General features: G+C 42.3%; 16 protein-coding genes and 1 other annotated feature. Of the genes, 1 reads left to right on the forward strand and 15 read right to left on the reverse strand.

Annotation, left to right across the window (positions count from 1 at the left end):
* Window positions 1–81 precede the first annotated feature (81 nt).
* Complete coding sequence (locus AC4PHB_RS06730) at window positions 82–759, forward strand: metal-dependent hydrolase (RefSeq protein ID WP_492135686.1); 678 nt, start codon at window positions 82–84, stop codon at window positions 757–759.
* A gap of 56 nt (window positions 760–815) precedes the next feature.
* On the opposite strand, the gene AC4PHB_RS06735 is transcribed toward AC4PHB_RS06730, so the two are convergent.
* From AC4PHB_RS06735 to AC4PHB_RS06805, 15 genes are all read right to left on the reverse strand, one after another.
* A complete protein-coding gene (locus tag AC4PHB_RS06735; RefSeq protein WP_492135687.1) occupies window positions 816–2252 on the reverse strand; it encodes an amidohydrolase in 1437 nt (478 codons plus the stop codon).
* A gap of 16 nt (window positions 2253–2268) precedes the next feature.
* Window positions 2269–2991 carry an amino acid ABC transporter ATP-binding protein gene (locus tag AC4PHB_RS06740; RefSeq protein ID WP_492137752.1) on the reverse strand — a complete coding sequence of 241 codons (723 nt, stop codon included), beginning with the start codon at window positions 2989–2991 and terminating at the stop codon, window positions 2269–2271.
* Window positions 2992–3001: 10 nt separating this feature from the next.
* Window positions 3002–3664 carry an amino acid ABC transporter permease gene (locus tag AC4PHB_RS06745; protein ID WP_492135688.1) on the reverse strand — a complete coding sequence of 221 codons (663 nt, stop codon included), beginning with the start codon at window positions 3662–3664 and terminating at the stop codon, window positions 3002–3004.
* 45 nt (window positions 3665–3709) lie between these two features.
* Complete coding sequence (locus AC4PHB_RS06750) at window positions 3710–4579, reverse strand: transporter substrate-binding domain-containing protein (RefSeq protein WP_492135689.1); 870 nt, start codon at window positions 4577–4579, stop codon at window positions 3710–3712.
* Between the two features lie 57 nt (window positions 4580–4636).
* Window positions 4637–4885, reverse strand: a binding site (T-box leader).
* A 67-nt stretch (window positions 4886–4952) separates the two neighbouring features.
* Window positions 4953–6128: a M20 metallopeptidase family protein gene (locus AC4PHB_RS06755; protein WP_492135690.1), complete on the reverse strand. Its 1176-nt coding sequence runs from the start codon at window positions 6126–6128 to the stop codon at window positions 4953–4955.
* A gap of 25 nt (window positions 6129–6153) precedes the next feature.
* Window positions 6154–6795: a hypothetical protein gene (locus tag AC4PHB_RS06760; RefSeq protein WP_492135691.1), complete on the reverse strand. Its 642-nt coding sequence runs from the start codon at window positions 6793–6795 to the stop codon at window positions 6154–6156.
* A gap of 120 nt (window positions 6796–6915) precedes the next feature.
* Window positions 6916–8541 (reverse strand): PucR family transcriptional regulator, encoded by a 1626-nt coding sequence (locus tag AC4PHB_RS06765; protein WP_492135692.1) that lies wholly within the window; start codon window positions 8539–8541, stop codon window positions 6916–6918.
* Between the two features lie 183 nt (window positions 8542–8724).
* Complete coding sequence (locus tag AC4PHB_RS06770) at window positions 8725–9972, reverse strand: M20 family metallo-hydrolase (RefSeq protein ID WP_492135693.1); 1248 nt, start codon at window positions 9970–9972, stop codon at window positions 8725–8727.
* A 26-nt stretch (window positions 9973–9998) separates the two neighbouring features.
* A complete protein-coding gene (locus tag AC4PHB_RS06775; protein WP_492135694.1) occupies window positions 9999–11192 on the reverse strand; it encodes a M20 metallopeptidase family protein in 1194 nt (397 codons plus the stop codon).
* A gap of 16 nt (window positions 11193–11208) precedes the next feature.
* Window positions 11209–12396 carry a M20 metallopeptidase family protein gene (locus AC4PHB_RS06780; RefSeq protein ID WP_492135695.1) on the reverse strand — a complete coding sequence of 396 codons (1188 nt, stop codon included), beginning with the start codon at window positions 12394–12396 and terminating at the stop codon, window positions 11209–11211.
* Between the two features lie 94 nt (window positions 12397–12490).
* Entirely contained in the window at window positions 12491–13162 is a 672-nt protein-coding gene (locus tag AC4PHB_RS06785; RefSeq protein ID WP_492135696.1) for a hypothetical protein, read from the reverse strand.
* A 19-nt stretch (window positions 13163–13181) separates the two neighbouring features.
* Window positions 13182–13889, reverse strand: coding sequence for a DUF5058 family protein (locus AC4PHB_RS06790; protein WP_492135697.1), 708 nt, complete (start codon window positions 13887–13889; stop codon window positions 13182–13184).
* 312 nt (window positions 13890–14201) lie between these two features.
* The gene (locus tag AC4PHB_RS06795) at window positions 14202–15824 is read right to left on the reverse strand and encodes an amidohydrolase (RefSeq protein ID WP_492135698.1); all 1623 of its coding nucleotides are present in this window, start codon (window positions 15822–15824) and stop codon (window positions 14202–14204) included.
* A 13-nt stretch (window positions 15825–15837) separates the two neighbouring features.
* The gene (locus AC4PHB_RS06800; RefSeq protein ID WP_492135699.1) at window positions 15838–17025 is read right to left on the reverse strand and encodes a pyridoxal phosphate-dependent aminotransferase; all 1188 of its coding nucleotides are present in this window, start codon (window positions 17023–17025) and stop codon (window positions 15838–15840) included.
* A gap of 19 nt (window positions 17026–17044) precedes the next feature.
* Entirely contained in the window at window positions 17045–18319 is a 1275-nt protein-coding gene (locus AC4PHB_RS06805) for an ArgE/DapE family deacylase (protein WP_492135700.1), read from the reverse strand.
* Between the last annotated feature and the right edge of the window lie 6 nt (window positions 18320–18325).

Here is an 18325-nt window from a genome sequence, read left to right on the forward strand (position 1 = left end):
AACATCAATAATATATAGATGCAAAGGGATAAATGGGTATACAGAAATATGTAAACGATTGCCATACAAGGAGGTATACTAATGAAGCTTCAATATCTGGGACACTCATCATTTTTACTGGAGGGTTCAGGCTTTAAAGCTGTAATTGACCCTTTTCTTTCAGGAAACCCGTCCTCTGCACTAAAGCCTAATCAAATCAAAGAGCTTACTCACATATTTGTTACTCACGGACACGGTGATCACATTGGAGACACCATTGAACTGGCGAGGGAAAACAAAGCTCTTGTGATAAGCAATGCAGAGATATCGAACTACCTTTCCGAGCATGGACTTATAACACATGGAATGCATATCGGTGGCAGATATACCTTTGATTTTGGAAGGGTGAAAATGACTCCAGCTCTACATGGCTCATCAATACCAACAAGCAAAGGACCTAGAGACGGAGGTAATCCATGCGGCTTTGTTATTGAGATCGAAGGAAAGAAACTTTACCATGCAGGAGACACAGGACTTACAATGGACATGAAGCTTCTGGATATCGAGAGTATAGATGTTGCACTTCTTCCTATCGGGGGCAACTACACCATGGATATCCAGGATGCCTTAAGGGCTGTGGAGTTCATTAAACCTAGGCTCACAATTCCTATGCACTACAACACCTTTCCACTTATAAAAGCCGATCCTGAAGAGTTCAAGGCTAAAAACCAATGGAGCGAGACAAGGATACTGAGGATCGGTGAAATGATGGAATACTAAAAAATAAAAGTTTCCCGAAAAATAATGGTGTGCCGTTGAATGGCACACCATTTGCTTTAATATTTACCTATGGGAGGTTTTACATATTCAGGTAATGGACATTGGTAAGCTCCGCCATTTTGAATCTTGACAATATTCTTTGCAGCTTCAATTATATCAGGCCTCTCAGCAGTCCTTAAGGCTGAAAGTGCCATAACCTTTGCAGCTGTAAGCATTCCCTTCAAGGCGATCCTGCTTCCGGATTGACCTGTCATCTGCCAGGTATGTCCCACATTCCCGATAAATGCTGTAGCAACATTGAAATTCAAAGAGGGAACTGTATAGCAAACATCTCCTACATCGGTAGAGCCTGAGACATAGCTTTGATTTCCTCTTAGATAAGGAGTTATTGTCCCATCCAGCGGTCGACTATATACTTCGTCGAGTCGCTCCACGCCAAACCTATGCATGATTTTCTCTTTTGCAAGATCCCTAGTGATTTCATTAAAGCTCTCTAAATATTTTTTAGCAAGTTCGAAGTCACCTTCATCCCAAGCAGGTGCTCCCACATCTCTTAATGCCTGATCTGCTATCTCTGCCAGCGCATCATTGGTTATATAATCCGAGAAAGCCATAGTGATCTCATAGTCCATACTGGTGCCTGTCATAAGTGCTGCTCCTTTTGCAACGTCTTTGACTCTTTCGAAAAGCTCGTTAACCTGCCTCACCTTTGGTGATCTGACCTCATATTTTACTACTGCACGGTCCTGAACTACATTAGGAGCTGTACCACCTGTATCAGAGTATGCATAGTGTATCCTAGCCTGATCTATCATATGCTCTCTTAAATAATTTACCCCAACACTCATCAGCTCGGCGGCATCAAGTGCACTCCTCCCCAGGTGAGGTGTACTGCCTGCATGAGCGGTGATCCCGGAAAATCTGAAATTTGCACCCATTATGGCAACGGTTCTGTCTGACTGGACCTGTGTTATATCGGAAGGATGCCAAGTGTAAACAAAATCTACCCCATCAAACACTCCTGCTCTGGCCATAAACTGCTTCGAGCCAGCACCTTCCTCTGCAGGACATCCAAAATACATTACTGTCCCTTTCCCCTTTGTTTCCATCATATAATCCTTAACAGCCAGAGCAGCTCCCAAAGAACCAGCACCTAAAACGTTGTGCCCGCAGCCATGTCCTGGAGCACCTTCTTGTATTGCATACTTTACTGCAATCTCCCTTGACTGGCTCAAAGAATCCAATGCGTCGAACTCACCCAGGAATCCAAAGACTGGTTTTCCCTCTCCCCATTTGGCTGAAAATGCGGTAGGCATGCCTGCTACCCCTTCTTCCACCTCAAACCCCTCTGACTTAAGCTTATCTATCAGTAGCTTGGATGAGTTAAACTCTTCATAGGAAAGCTCCGCAAATTCCCAAATTTTTATCGCAATTTCTCTGAGCTCCTCAGCCTTTCTATCAATAACGTTTGAGATATATTCAATATCCTTCATAGAGTCCCTCCTATGATCATAGTACTTTGCTCAAAAAATCCTTAGTCCTGTCATTTCTTGGATCAAAAAACAATGCATCAGGACTACCTTGTTCTACTATTTCTCCATCTGCCATAAATAACACCCTGTCACTTACTTCTCTTGCAAATGCCATTTCATGGGTCACAATAACAATTGTCATGCCCGCCTCGACAAGCGACTTGATAACGTCAAGAACCTCCTTGACCATTTCCGGATCGAGTGCGCTGGTTGGTTCATCGAACAACATTACATCAGGTTCCATAGCCAAAGCTCTAACGATGGCAAGCCTTTGTTTTTGTCCCCCCGATAACCTATTTGGGTACTCGTTCTTTTTATCCAGAAGGCCAACTCTTTTAAGCAGCTCAACTGCTTGATCCTCAGCATGCGCCTTTGATATCTTTCTCTCCAGTATTGGAGCGAGTGTAATGTTTTCAAGGACTGTCATATGTGGGAAAACATTAAAAAGCTGAAATACCATACCAATCTTTTGCCTGTGCATATCCACATCTATATTTTTATCTGCAAGATCCACGCCCTTGAAAATCACCTTACCACTGGTAGGTTTTTCAAGCAAATTGAGACACCTTAAAAATGTACTTTTTCCGCTTCCGGAAGGTCCAATTATTGATACGACCTCTCCCTCGTGTATAGTTTCGGTTATATTCTTAAGAACCTTCAAATCACCGAATTGCTTACACAAATCAACTACATGGATCAGCTCCCTTTTTTTACTCATTTCTCTGGAGCCTCCTTTCAAATAGATCGAGTCCCTTTGACAATATCGTCGTGACTAATAAGTAGATCAGCCCAACAATTACCAGTGAAGGAATCGCAAGGAAGGTAGCCGATTGAACGGTCCTATATGATGTCATAAGCTCCTGGACAAAGAACACTGAAGCCAGGGATGTCTGCTTCACCATGGTTATGTATTCGTTCCCGAGAGCAGGCAGGATATTTTTAATTGCCTGAGGAAAGATTATGTATCTAAATGTATTCCTGTCGCTTAGCCCCAAGCTCTTGGCAGCCTCTCTCTGGCCTTTATCCACAGCCTGAATACCTGCTCTTATAACCTCCGCAACATATGCACTGGCATTCACGATCAAAGCGATAACTATGCACGCAGTATCTGACAAGGTTATTGGAGATATCTTCGGCAGAGTAAGCCAGAAGAAATATAGTTGAAGAAGGATAGGCGTACCCCTGAGAATACCTATATATAGTACAGTGAACCTATCTAAAAGTCTTATCCCTGAAAGCCTCATCAGTGCAATGATGGTCCCGACCGCAGTGGCTGCCATTACAGTCACAGCCGCCAGCCAAAGAGTCCCCACCAAACCATTGATGTATACATAATCATATTTACTCCATAGCTTTATTATTGTGTCAATCATTCACAGCTTCTCCTTCTCTTGTATCATTCTATAAATATTCAATAACTAAAGACCCAAGCTCTTAGCATACTCTGTAAATTCGATGTGCCAATCCTCAAAAACTCCTGATTCGAGTACTTCATCGATTATTGAATTTATTTTTTCAGTCAGCTCGTCTTCGCCCTTAGGGATCCCTATTCTTGTACCTGCAGTCTCCTCGTCCATTATAAACTCAAATCCCTCAATTACCATAAGGTTTGCATTCGGGTTTGCTTCGACATAAAGCTGTGCCATAGGAATCGATGCTGCACATGCATCCGCTTTACCTTCCTGCACCATGAGAAAACCATCTGTTGTTGCTGAAACTCTCTTGAATTCCTTGAATTTTGGAACCTGCTCATTGACAAAAAGCTCTTGTAATGAACCACTTTGCGCCACAACTATTTTATCCGACAGATCATCTGGATCGCTTATGATATCCTTGTCCGCCTTTCTTATAAGCAAGCCATGCCCCGGTGCATTTTCTGCGAAATAATATCCCTTAGACATATTCATCGCCTCTGCTCTTGCAGGTGTAAAGGATAGTGCGGATATTGCAAGATCGTACTTGCCTTCGGTAATGCTCCCAAGTACTGCTGAAAACTCAAGAGGTACGATTTTAAGCTCGACTCCGAGCTCCTCTGCTATGTACTTTGCCAGCTCGATGTCACTTCCAACGTATTGCTCGTCACCCTGCTTGCTTGGGTCAATAAACTCAAAGGGTGCAAAATAAGGCTCTGTGACAACCTCGATGTACCCTCTTTCGATTATGTCCTCAAGTCTGTTTGATTTTTCTTCTGCGGTACCATTACTGCCTTGACTGCAAGCTGTTGATGTTAAAGCTATCACTGTCGCTGATAGTAAAATCATTAAGCTTTTTTTATTGATTCCTTTCATATTTACCTCTCCTCCTGTTTTTGAGTAAAATAAACAGCTCCCATTCTCCGGCAATTGCCAGAGGACGGGAGCTTGACTCCGTGGTTCCACCTCTATTTAGTGGTATCTCACAACACCACCCTCATGGGGTACAAATATTCTATACCCTTGCCCAGTAACGGGAGCAACCGAAACCGACTACTATCACTTTTGATTTCGCCAGTCTGCTCTGAGATGTGTTCACCAAACCTTTACTGCCAGCTTCCACCAACTGCTGGCTCTCTGTATGCTTTGGAAATGGTTACTCTTTCTCGTCATCGCGTTATCATGCTAAATTAATATAATCAAGAGTAACACCTTTTGGATAATTTGTAAACCCCTAGCTGAAAAATTTTTAAATTCCTTTAAGATATTTCATTGCTCCATAAGCATAAACGGCGGCTCCTTTATGGAGGACATCTTCATTTACAACCATAGATGGATTGTGTATTGAGTAGGTATAGCCCTCCTCATTACTTCCCATTCCAAGATTTAGCATTACAGAAGGTACCCGTGATGCTATGGAAGTAAAGTCTTCAGTTCCGACAGCCAGGGGTATGGTAAAGGTCGCACCCTCGCCAAGCAACTCCTCACAGTAGCCTGCCATCTCTTCGCTTAAATCAGGATCATTATACAATGGACCCATCCCGTATTGATGCTCAACTACAGCCTCTCCTCTAAAGGTTCTTGCAACACTTTCTGCTATCTCGCTTATCCTCTTGATAAGAAACTCCCTATTCTCTTGAGTCGTAGCACGAACCGAAACCTCAAGTGTTGCATTCCCTGCAAGTGTATTGACTGTATCCCCGCCATAGATCTTTCCTACAAGTACAACTGCGTTGTCCATACAAGAAGTCTCTCTTGAAATTATCTCCTGCAATGCTATCACCGTATGCGCTGCTATGTTGATTGCATCTACTCCCTTTTCCGGTGTGCTGCCATGGGCATTCTGGCCTTTGATAGTTATCTTTATGGCATCTCCGGAAAACAGAGCAGGTCCTTTAGCATATGCAATAGTGCTGCTTTTGGAAAGCTCATTTCCAACATATACATGGATCGCCAAAGCCGCATCCACCTTCGGATCCTCCAGGATACCCGCCTCGATCATGTCGACCGCCCCTGCAAGAAGCTCTTCAGCTGGTTGAAACATTAGCTTTACCGTGCCCTCAAGATCTTTTTCGTTATCCTTAAGAAGCTTCGCAGCACCCAACAGCATGGCTGTATGACAGTCATGACCGCAGGAATGACAATTTCCTGTTTCAGAAGCAAACTCCAAACCAGTTTCTTCCTTCATTGGCAAAGCATCCATGTCTGCTCTTAAGAGGATCGTACTACCGGGCTTTCCGATTACGGCTGTTACTCCAGCTTTACCTACTTTTTTAGGCTCCAGTCCGTACTCCTTTAGCTTAGTCTCTACGAACTCAACTGTCCTATCAAGCTGGAATCCAATCTCAGCAATTCCGTGTATAGCTCTCCTATTTGCAATTATCTCACTCTCAATGTTTTTAGCCTGCCTTAAGTAGTCAGCCATATATTCCTCCCATATAATATTATATTTATACTCCGGAACTCTTTAGTATCTTTTTGAATTTCTCCTTTACTCCACTTACTCTTTTTTTTGAGTTGAGCTCACTGTATGTATGCCCTCTATATTGCCATTTCCTAGATTTACTACACAACCTTTTAAAGGCATGCATAAAGTTATTCATGTCATCTATGGATCTAAAATCCAGTTTTTTTCTGCTTAACTCTGATAGTATCCTCTTGATGTCGAACCCTAGCTGGCAGTCCATCATAAGCATCTCTATGATTTGTTTATAAACCGGAGGATCTAGGTCGAAGCAGTCTCTGAAACACTCCTCGAAATCCTGAAATTCTTTTGTAGTCTGGAAGTAAAACTCGTCTTCGTATTTATGTATCTCCTCAGGTCCGGGAACGTAAAAGTCAATATCCCCCTGCTCATTGAGCATATTAAGATACTCATTCTCAAAGATCAAGTAATCCTTGATAAAGTATCCGGCCTTTCTGGTAACAAGATGAGCCGCAAGGTTCATTCTCGCTGTAGACATCTCCATATCACCTAGATTTGCTCTTGGGATATTATAAAGATTGTATACCTCAACTACCTTTTTTTCAGGGACAATACCATAGAGATTAGTAAGAGCGATGATGTATCTGCTTAGCAAATCGGCATCCATATCATATCTCCTTTCAAAGAAGCTACAACCAAATGCTTTCACTCGTTACTATTGTAACATATTAAGCTGCCAAAATGTGGAAACCACATAAAACGTGATACCATCTAAAGTCATACTCGACTATTCAATAAAACGAAGGGTTATCTCAAGCTTAAGCCTTTCAACATAATCATCAAGGTCGATACTGCATAACTCTTGTATTTTGGCGACCCTATATCTAACTGTATTACTGTGGATATAAAGCTTTGATGCTGCTTTATTACAATTGGATCCATTTTCCAGATAAGCCTTTAAGGTTTCAATCAACTCTTTCCCGTCTTCTTCCTTTAGGAGAGGTTCAAGAACGCTAAAGCTGCTTCCAAAATTCTTCTTTTCTACATCCTCATACCTAAGAACTCCAAAAGGCCCAAGCTCTCTAAATGTTACTACACTTTTCTCGGGGTACAAGTAACTCCCTATTTCAATTGCCTTCTTTGATTCCATAAAGCTTCGTTTTGAATGAAGGATCGTAGCTGCTAGTTCTCCTACACCAGCTTTAAAGCTGCGCTTAGGCAGGATGTAATTTAATTCGTCCAGGATAGTTGATATCTCGCTTTTTATATCCTCTACAGGATCGGTAAATTTTTCAGTGTCATATAAAATTGCCAGTGTATTATCATCTATGACACCTAAAATCGATTGGTAGCTTGGCAGCTTGTAAAATACAGTATTATACATCCGTTCTCTTTCATTGAACAAAGATGGTTTTCCTTCCTTTTGCTTTATACAGACGCATAGAAAACTGCTATCCAGATTCAGATTGAAGTTCAAAAAATTTTCTGTGCACCCAATCAATTTTTGCTTGTTTTCAAGCTCTCCATTTATCAAGGAATACAAAAACTCATCGTAGTACCTTCCTTCGATGAAGTTCATGGAGTAAATATGCTCGTAAAGCTCATATAATAAGGCAATTGCTATTTTAAGCGAGAATAGATTGTAGTAATCCATTTCTGTTTGACCCTCCCATACAATTACCTTGGAGATGGTCAATCCTTTTATAGTAATGGTCATAACCAGCCATGAGCCATTATCCTGTGACTCAAGGTCGGTATATCTGAAAATAGTAGGCTTATCCGATATTACATCTACCCTGTGACTGAAGCTGTACTCTTCAGCCGGATTATAGCTTAGGATCCTGTCGTCAGGCTGAAAACCCAGGGGATAAGTAAAGATCGTCTTATCAACGAGATTAAGTACCGATACCGGGACATTTATCTCGTGGTACATACTCACAAGAATATCATCTACCTTCTTCTTCAAGCTGTATGGCTTCAGGGGAATATCTTTCAGCAAATTCTTCTCTATAACTGAGGTAAGAAACCTATTTATGGCAATTGAATTTATTTGAGATATAATATCGATCCAAGCCTCTCTGTAGGGTACTTCAATTAGCGGAAAGTTTAGGCTATCTGCCAGTTCAATGATCTCATCAGGTATTCTGGAAAGGTATCTGGATGTTTTTATGGCCATACCTGCGACGTTCCTGGAGTTTAAAAAAACAATGACTTCTCTTAAAAGCTCAGTATTATTTACAAAAAGATAACCCGTCGAAAGTACGAGTTCTTTGCCTCTAAACCACCTGTATCCATCAGGGGAATCGAAGACAGTCGCAGCATGGATAGTCCTATCTATCCCCTTTCTGCCTGCTAAAAGCCTGTATTCACTGAAGTACTTGTTTTCAAGCATCTCCCTTACTGTTACACCCATAAATACACCCCCAACTTTAAAGCATTATCATGTGAGTACTATTATATCAAATTTCACAGATTAATTAATCAAATGTTCGAATTTCCTGGAGTATCCAAGAAAATAATTTTCCAAGATACTCCAGGAAACAAATAGCTCCCATCAGACAAAAATGTCTAAAGGAAGCTATTATGACTGTTTCTTCTATTTAGCTAAATCCGCCAACACTTCTGCGAGAACCTGAGCACCTCTGAAAATATCATCAAAGGGAGTGAATTCCTCCGGGGCATGGCTTATACCCTTTATACTTGGCACGAATATCATTCCAATATCAGTTATCGTGGCCATATTCAAGGCGTCGTGATATGCTCCGCTTGTGATGTTCATATGGTTTATTCCAAGCCTGTCGCAGGTTGTCGAAATAAGGTTTACAATATCCTTATTGGTTTTTTCTGGTGCCTGGTCAACTATCATGTCAACTTCTATGGTTACATGCCTCCTCGAAGCTACTTCTTCGACAAAATCTAGCACGTGCTTAACCGCTGCCTGTTTCCTATCATAGGTGACGTCTCTGATGTCAAGACCAAGAACGACCTCCCCGGGTATTACATTGATGGCATTTGGCTTAACATAAACCTCGCCCACGGTACCCACGGTTTCCTTTCCAATTGTTTGAGCAATCCTTTCAACCTCAAGCACTATCTCTGCAGCTGCTGCAAATGGATCCTTTCTAAGCCACATTGGAGTAGCTCCAGCATGACCTGATCTGCCTTTGATTGTTAATCTGAAATTTGTCGGAGCTGCTATCTGGTCTACTACTCCAATAGGTATTCCTGACTCCTCTAGTATTATACTTTGCTCAATGTGAAGCTCCACAAAGCATTTGATCTTTGATGGATCACCCTTTACAGTATCCAATTTATCCGGATCAAAGCCGTTTTCAGTTAGTGCTTGAGCAATGGTTACCCCATCCTTATCCTTGAGTCTGTCAAGATCAGATCTCTTAAATTTACCAATATAAGCCTGACTGCCAAGAGTTCCTCCTCCAAATCTGGCTGATTCCTCAGATAGAAATACGCATGCTTCTATCGTATGCTTGTGGGGTATGTTGTTTTCCTTGATGGTCTGAAGAGCCTCTATTGCTGAAAGCGTACCAACTGTACCGTCAAACTTCCCGCCATTTATTACTGTGTCAATATGAGATCCGCTCATTACTTTTTTTGCTTCCGGATCGCTCCCAGGCAACACTCCGAAAAGGTTCCCAAACTGGTCATATCGAGTTTTTAGACCTGCAGATTCCATATAGCCCTTAACAAGCTCAGCTGCAGCTCTTTCTGCCGGAGTAAGCGGAAGTCTTGTACTTCCCTCTTTTTCGCTTATATATCCGATTTTAGCCAGCTCTTCGAAGTGTCCCCGAAGCCTTTCTTTATTGATTTTATCTGCTATTCCCATATATTATGCTCCTTTTGATATTTTAATTATTTATTTCTTTCCAGCCAGTCCCATGCTCCCTGTGCCATTACCGCTCCACCTTTCCACAGAAGGTCTTCATCAACGTCAAATTTGGCATTATGCTGTGGGTATATTATTCCTTTCTCCGGATTGTTGGTGCCTAAATACATATAAGTACCAGGCACTTCCAGAAGGAAGTATGCAAAGTCCTCTCCTCCCATGGTTGGCTCGATTATCTCAACAATATCCTTTTCATCTACGACCTTCTTAATGCTTGCAACTATATCCTTAGTAAACTCAGGGTCATTTTTCATAGGGGGGTACCCGAAAATATATTCATACTCGTAATCACCCTGCATACCTCTTGTGATCCCTGCAACTATTGATTCTATATGAGCCGCGATTTTTTCTCTTTCCCCCTGGTCGATAGCCCTAGCTGTCCCTTCAAGCTCTACATAGTCAGGAATTATGTTGTAAGAAGAACCTCCATGCAGCTTACCTATAGTTATTACAGCAGGGTTCGTTGGCTTGACCTCACGGCTTACGATGGTCTGAAGCGCATTAATGACGTGCCCGGCTATGGTTATTGGGTCCACGCCTGTATGAGGCATGGCACCATGACACCCCTTGCCTTTGATTTTGATCTTGAATCTGTCAAGGCATGCCTGTACTGTACCATAGCAGATCCCTATATTCCCTGTATTCACCACTCCAGGGAATATATCGCCAACATGTATTGAAATAGCTGCATCAACCTTAGGGTCGTCAAGGACGCCAGCTTCGATCATAGGTTTAGCTCCACCTGGCCCTTCCTCAGCCGGTTGGAATATAAGCTTGATTTTCCCTGACATCTCATCCTTGTGAGAATTCAAAACCTTTGCTGAACCTAAAAGCATCGCCATATGTGCGTCGTGTCCGCATGCGTGCATATTCCCGTTCTTTGAGGCAAATGGAAGCTCAGTTTTTTCCTCGACTGCCAGCGCATCCATATCAGCCCTCATTACAATTGTCTTTCCTGCAGATGCGCCTTCTATTATTGCAGCTATTCCCAACCCACCAATATTATCCTTATATGGGATACCCATTTCTACAAGCTGTTTTTTTATATAATCAGCAGTATTTGGTATATCATGCCCTGTTTCAGGTATTTGATGAAGGTCCCTTCGCCAGCTGACTATCTCATGCTGGATAGCTTTGATTTCATCAACAAAATCGATCATTTCTCCGCCTCCAGTTTTAATTATTTTCAAGCCAGTCTACTGCGCCCTGAACCATAAGTGCGCTTCCCTTCCAGAACACGTCCTCATCAGCGTCAAATCTTGAGTTATGGTGAGGATAGGTGATCCCCTTTTTCTCATTTCCACCTGCAAGGAAGAAGAAGGTTCCAGGAACCATATTGAGGTAATATGCCATGTCCTCGCCACCCATTGTTGGTTCCTTGATTTCAATTATATCCTCTGCAGACATTAGTTTCTTTGCTGACTCTACAAATCCCTTTGTAAATTCAGCATTGTTTACCACTGGTGGATATCCGAATGTATAGCTGTATTCGTAATCGCCATGCATTCCCTTTGTGATCCCTGCAACTATGCTTTCAATGCTCGAAGCAATCTTTTCTCTTGTTTCATTGTCAAGTGCTCTGGCAGTTCCCTCTATATCGATATAATCTGGTATTACATTATATGCGGACCCTCCATGCAGCTTGCCGATCGTAACTACTGCCGGACTTGTCGGTTTGATTTCTCTGCTGACTATGGTTTGTATTGCCGATATTACCTGACCTGTTATGGCAACAGGATCGACCCCTGTGTGAGGCATGGCACCATGACATCCCTTACCCTTGACTCTTATTTTGAAGCTGTCAAGACAGGCCATAATGTTCCCGTAATGGACTCCTATCTGACCTTCCTTAAGCTCTCTGAAAATGACTCCTATATGGAGACCTAGACATGCATCAGCTTTTGGGTTCTCCATAGCACCGGCTTCTATCATTGGCTTAGCTCCACCAGGGCCTTCCTCAGCAGGCTGGAATATTAGCTTTACGTTTCCCTTCAGCTCATCCTTGTATTTGTTGAGTATTTTTGCCGCTCCCAGGAGCATGGCTGTATGAGTATCATGTCCACAGGCGTGCATGTTTCCATTGGTGGATGCAAATGGAAGCCCCGTCTCTTCTTTGATCGCCAAGGCGTCCATATCTGCTCTAAGCATTATCGTTTTGCCTTCTCTGCCACCCTTTATAAGTCCAACGATCCCACATCCTGCAACTCCCGTGATATGCTCTATCCCAAGCTCAGTAAGCTGTTCAGAGACATAGGCTGCAGTCTTTGGAAGCTCAAGTCCTATCTCGGGGATCTGGTGAAGATCTCTCCTCCATTTGACTATATCCTGCTGTATATCCTTCAGTTCCTTTGTAACATCAAACATATTGATACCTCCTTATGCAATTTAACGTTATAGAAATCATGGTTATGACGGACTGATCCGTCATAACCATGCGTTCTCGTATTATTACCCTACACTATGCCTTTTTAGCAGCTGCTTTATGGAATAGTCTTGCTATTGCTATAGTTCCAAACACTGCAGCCATTATTATTATGTATGCAGGAGTCTTTGGTGCAACCAGTCTTATTGCCACAGGTATTCCAAGTCCAAAAATAGCAAGCTTGGGATATTTCATTGCAAACTGTCCAAACATAGCTCCGAATATTGCAGGTGCTGTAAATGCTTTAAGACCGTCGACAACCGGCTGAGGAAGAACCTTGATTACGGCTGCTCCAATAAATGCACACAATGTAACACCGATAATATTCACTATTATTGATCCAGCTATTCCGATAGTTGATACTACCTCTGCTTCATGAGTCCCGGGCTCAGTTTCAGTTATTTCAAGAGCCATCGCTGCACAAGGAAGTCTAAGGTTTCCAATATTACCTGCCAGGAACGACATGTATGTTCCAGATAATCCTAGTATTGAATAGAATGACAATGGTTCAACTATATACATAGCTCCAAATACAGTTGCTATCATTCCCCAGGATTTAAGCATGGTTCCAACTTCAAGCCTAACTCCTTCTACTATGTATAGGTATCCTAATGGAAGGAAACTGAAGAGAACAGCCAACAATAAGGTAAATCTTCCGATTTTATTAACCGGCATCTTCCATACTATATCAAATTCTTTTTTATCCATTTATTCCACCTCCGCCTTTCTAAGATAAGACCACAGCTAAAAATACTCCAAATATCATTGCGATCCCCAAGGAATATTCCTTCATTTTCTTGGTTGCAGGAACCTTTTCATACATAAATCCAAGTCCGACCATCATTAAAGCACCAGTCAACACAGCTATAAGATTTCCTCCGCCACTTACAACATTGCCTGAGTTCAAGTAACCAAAAGCACCCAGAGTTGCAGCACCTGTAAGAAGTCCAAGCCATTTTGTGTCATTCCCGCTAACCTTTTCTCTTAGTGTCTCAAGCTGAGATGCGAACAACCCTACCATGATCAGCCAGCCACATCCGTTAATAGCCATTGTCCACCAGGACATTCCAAGGGCTGTCAAATCGTAATCCGCTCCGCCGAATTCAACTCCCAATGCCTGAGCTCCAACAGTTGCCGCTGTAAGCTCAGTGGGAGCTGCACCGATAATTGAAAGTCTCATCCAGGCCATTGGACCGCCAATTACTGCCATAAGGCCAACCATTATAATAAAGATTGCAATTACCGGGCCAATAGCGGTTACCATACCAACCTTTAGAGCCTTGCTGCAGACCTCCTTGCTCATTTTCAGCTTATCAGCTGTTTTGTATGCAAGTTTTACATATAGTACTGCCTGAACAACTACCAACATTACAATGAATGATGCCGTTAACCATGGACCAATTCCATTTGCAATTTTTGCTACTTCTGGACTCAAATCAAACACCTCCGCAAAATATATTTTTCCCTTGATGTACCCTCCTAGGCAAGGTCATCGACCTTTGTACATCTGTACATAATTATCATATATTTAGTAGGTAAATAATATATTTGCATCAACAAATCTTAAGTTTCATTTTGTATCTTTGTAGTTTTATACAAATGACTTGACTACGGTTATGCATGAATACAAAAAGGCAATAAATGTTTGAATTCTTACATTTATTGCCTTTCTATCGAATATTCATTTAATCAAATAAATAAATTATCCACGATTATTTAGATACTACTATACTGTCATAAGTATTTATCACTTCTCGTATCTTATAGTCCCGTTCATAATAGTCATTACAGGCTCAATTTTCCTGATCTCCTGCTCATAAGCTTCGAATGGATCCCCTGACAGTACTACTATGTCAGCAAGCTTCCCGGGTTCTATGGAACCCTTGACATTCTCCTCAAAGCTTGAGTATGCCGAACCCATTGTAAAGCTATACACAGCCTGATCCATGGTAAGCTTCTCATTAGGGTACCATCCACCCTCAGGGTATCCGCTGTAATCCTTCCTTGTAGTTGCAACGTACAAGCTATCCATCGGATTTAATGAATCTACAGGGCAATCTGATGATATACACATCCTTACCCCATTATCCAGCAATGTCCTATATTTATAGCTGTTAACAATCCTGTCATGACCTACTCTTCTCTCTGCCATGTGAAGATCATTATTCACGCATATTGGCTCAGCAAATGCTATTACATTTTGCTCCTTGAAGCTCTTGAGCAGCTCCTCGTCAGTGATCTGCAAGTGGACTATCCCAAACCTTGGATCATCCTTAGGCAAGGATTCGAGAGCTCTTTCGAAGCTTCTGAAGCACATCTCCATTGCCCCATCCCCTATAGCGTGGGTCAAAATCTGCATTCCGCCCTTATGAGCAGTTGTGACCAAATGATCCAGCTCCTCCTGGGTGAATACGCTTATGCCTTTTGTGTCAGGCTCGTCAGAATAAGGATCTTTCAAGTAAGCTGTCCCAGCTCCCAACGAACCGTCTGTCAACAGCTTAAGGGGCCCGATTCGATATAATGAGTCTCCCAGTCCAGTTTTATAGCCTTTCCCAAGAAAAGTCTCCAGCCTTTCCGGCTCAGGCAAAATACACTGCTGGTAAACTCTGACAGGCAACTCGCCTTCTTTAGCCAGCTCTCTATATGCTTGGATAATCATATCGTAATCTCTGTTGGCAAAAGTATCAAAATCATCAGTCTGAACTGATGTGATCCCTAGTGAGGAGGTTATCTTCATGACCTGCTTAAGCATTGATTTTATGTCTTCCTTATCGACATCAGGTATGTTTTCATAAATCATATATCTGGCAGCTTCCCTGAATATTCCGGTAGGCTCACCATTCTCATCTATATCGAATTGGCCACCCATGGGTTGAGGAGTGCTGGAAGATACTTTGCACAGCTCAAGGGCTTTGCTGTTGGCAACGGTTATATGCTCACATATCCTGGTAAATGACATAGGATGGTCCGGAGAAATCCTGTCAAGATCATACCTGTTCAGCTCTCTCTGTTCCACGAACATGATGTCGTTCCAGCCTCTTCCCAGAACCCAGTCTCCCTCTTTTATCCCTTTTTCAGAGATGAACTTTTTTCCTCTCTCCACTATGTCATCTATAGATCGTGCTCCGCTGCAATCTACCTTAGTCAGACTGTATCCATAGTTCAACAAATGAACATGACTGTCATTAAAGCCCGGAAGTGCAGTTTTCCCATCCAAGTCAACTATTTTGGTGTTCTCCTCTGCTAATTTCAATATCTCGTCATTGCTGCCTGCAGCTGAAATCTTACCATCAGAAATTGCCACAGCTTCAACGATCCTTCGCTCACTGTCCATTGTCCTTATTTTGCCGTTAATAAGTATCAGATCCATTTTTGCCTTCCTTTCAAGATTGAGATTTAAGTTTTTCCACTGCTGACTTGATCCTCTTCATAGCTTCTTCAATGATCTCATAGGAATTAGAATAAGCGATCCTTACAAAGTTTGTGCCCTCTTCAGGTCTGAAGGCATCTCCAGGTACGATAGATACTCCCGCTTCATTCAGGATATAGTCGCAAAACTCGTTTGCCTTTATCCCAAGTCCATCTATACAAGCAAAGACATAGAAGGCACCCTCCGGGGTGATGTAATCTATGCCCTCGATCTCATCGTAATATTTAAGCACCAGATCCCTTCTTTTTCTGAATTCAGCCACCATCATATCTGTCCATGGCTTCCCCTCCCTATAGGCTGCTACAGCTCCATACTGTGCAAAGGTCGAAGGGCAGGTAGTTATGTTTTGGTGTGATTTATGAAGGTACTTTGTTATCTCAGGTGTGGAAGCCATGTAACCGATCCTCCACCCAGTCATGGAATAAGCCTTCGATGTTGTATTTACTACTACAGTTCGCTCCCTCATCCCAGGCAGCGTAGCTATGGAAATGTGCTCACCGTCATAAATAAAAGAGCTATAGGTTTCATCGGAAACCACAAATAGGTCGTACTCTTTCGAAATCCCTGCTATTATATCAAGATCCTCCTTAGTAAATACCATGCCGGTTGGATTATTGGGGGTGTTAATCATTATCATCCTGGTTTTGTCAGTTATTCTTTTCTTAATGTCATCAGGATCGATTTTAAATCCATTGCTGAATTTCAAAGGAACTTCAACAGGAACTACACCTGCCAGATATGCCTGGTCAAAATAGGCCGGGAAACAGGGTGTAAGCATTATTATCTCATCGCCGACATCCAAAAGACTTATCATAGCAACATACAAACCCTCTACTGAGCCTACACCTATTACTATCTCTTTATATGGATCGTAATCCAAACCCATATTGGCTTTCATATCATCAGAGATAGCAACCCTTAGCTCCTCAACTCCGGCTATGTCGCTATAATGCACCTGACCCTTTCTAAGAGACTGGATGGCAGCTTCGATGGCAACGTCAGGAGATGTGAAGTCAGGTCTTCCCATTTCCAGATGGATTATGTCCTTTCCGCTCTTTTCCAGCTCATAAGCCTTCTTAAGTATCTCGATTATACCTCCGCTAAAGCTGATATTTTTCATTCTATTGACGGGTAATTTCATCGCTCTACCTCCCTATAGTTCATTTTACATTATTATTAGCACTTCTTTCTGTATTTGTCCAGCGGTAGACGAATCTTGCGATTATCCTTACAGCATAGATAAGCTCTTCGATGTCAAGGGACTCATCAAAGGAATGAGCCTGATTTATATTCCCTGGTCCAAAGTTTGCTCCCAAACCCTTGCCGTCCTCTATAAAATACCTAAGGTCGCTGACGGCGGTAAATGCCCTGGGTTTAGTACTGTGCCCAAGCACTTCTATCTGGCATTCCTCACCTAGCTTAAGAAAATCCTGATCAAGTCTGCTTACAGAGGGCTCAAACTGCATTATATCCGCCCACGAAAGCTTAGGAGGATTTTCCTTAAGCCAGCTGTCTTTTTCCGAGGCATCCTTCACAACATCTTCGATCCAACGATAAACATCCTTCAGGGTCTCTCCAGCTATACAGCCCGCTAAACCGGATATTCTGCATTTTGAAGGTACCTTGCTTGGTGATTCACCGCCGTTTATAAGTGCAATATTTAGAACATGGGCTATAGGGTAGTCCTCCCACAGAACGTGCATATGTCTCTTGTCCAGTACATATTGCATATTCTGAAGAGCTTCAATAATTGGGATAGCTTTAAGTATTGCATTTTCGCCCTCATAAGCAACTCCGGAGTGAGTCGTCCTTCCATCGACATCGATGATAAACTGACCAGCACCTCTTGTTGCCGGACAAAAGTCAAGACTTGTAGGCTCTCCAACCAGAACTGCATCGGCAATGTACCCATCCTTCACAAGCTTTTCTGAACCCTTCCCAAGGATCTCCTCATCGCCAACTGATTGAAAGATAATATCTCCTTTAAATGATGCCCCTGAATCAATCAGAGCTTTTAAAGCAAAAAGGTATGCTGTAAGACATCCTCTGGCATCGACAACTCCCCTTCCGTATATCTTGCCATCGACTATTTCGCAGCCTCTCGGGTCATGGTTCCATCGGTCCAAGTCTCCTACTCCAACTACGTCTGCATGTGAGTTTATGGCAATAGATTTTCCATCTCCATTTCCCTTTAGAAAACCAACTACACTAAATCTTGACCCGTAATTCAACCTGTCATCCTCGGTGATTTCAATTGGCTCATCCCTGGTAACTGAAAAACCCAGTTCTTCTAAAAAGCTCTCGACAATTTCCTGAGCATTATCGCCTTCAGTTTCATCTGTCGAAGGAAGCCTGCAAGCAACCATTTTCTTTAAAAACTGTATCATCTCTTCTGTCTGATCTGTGATCAACTTATCAATTTCAGAAAACAACACTCCAAA

The organism is Gudongella sp. QWL-04, assembly GCF_058683975.1.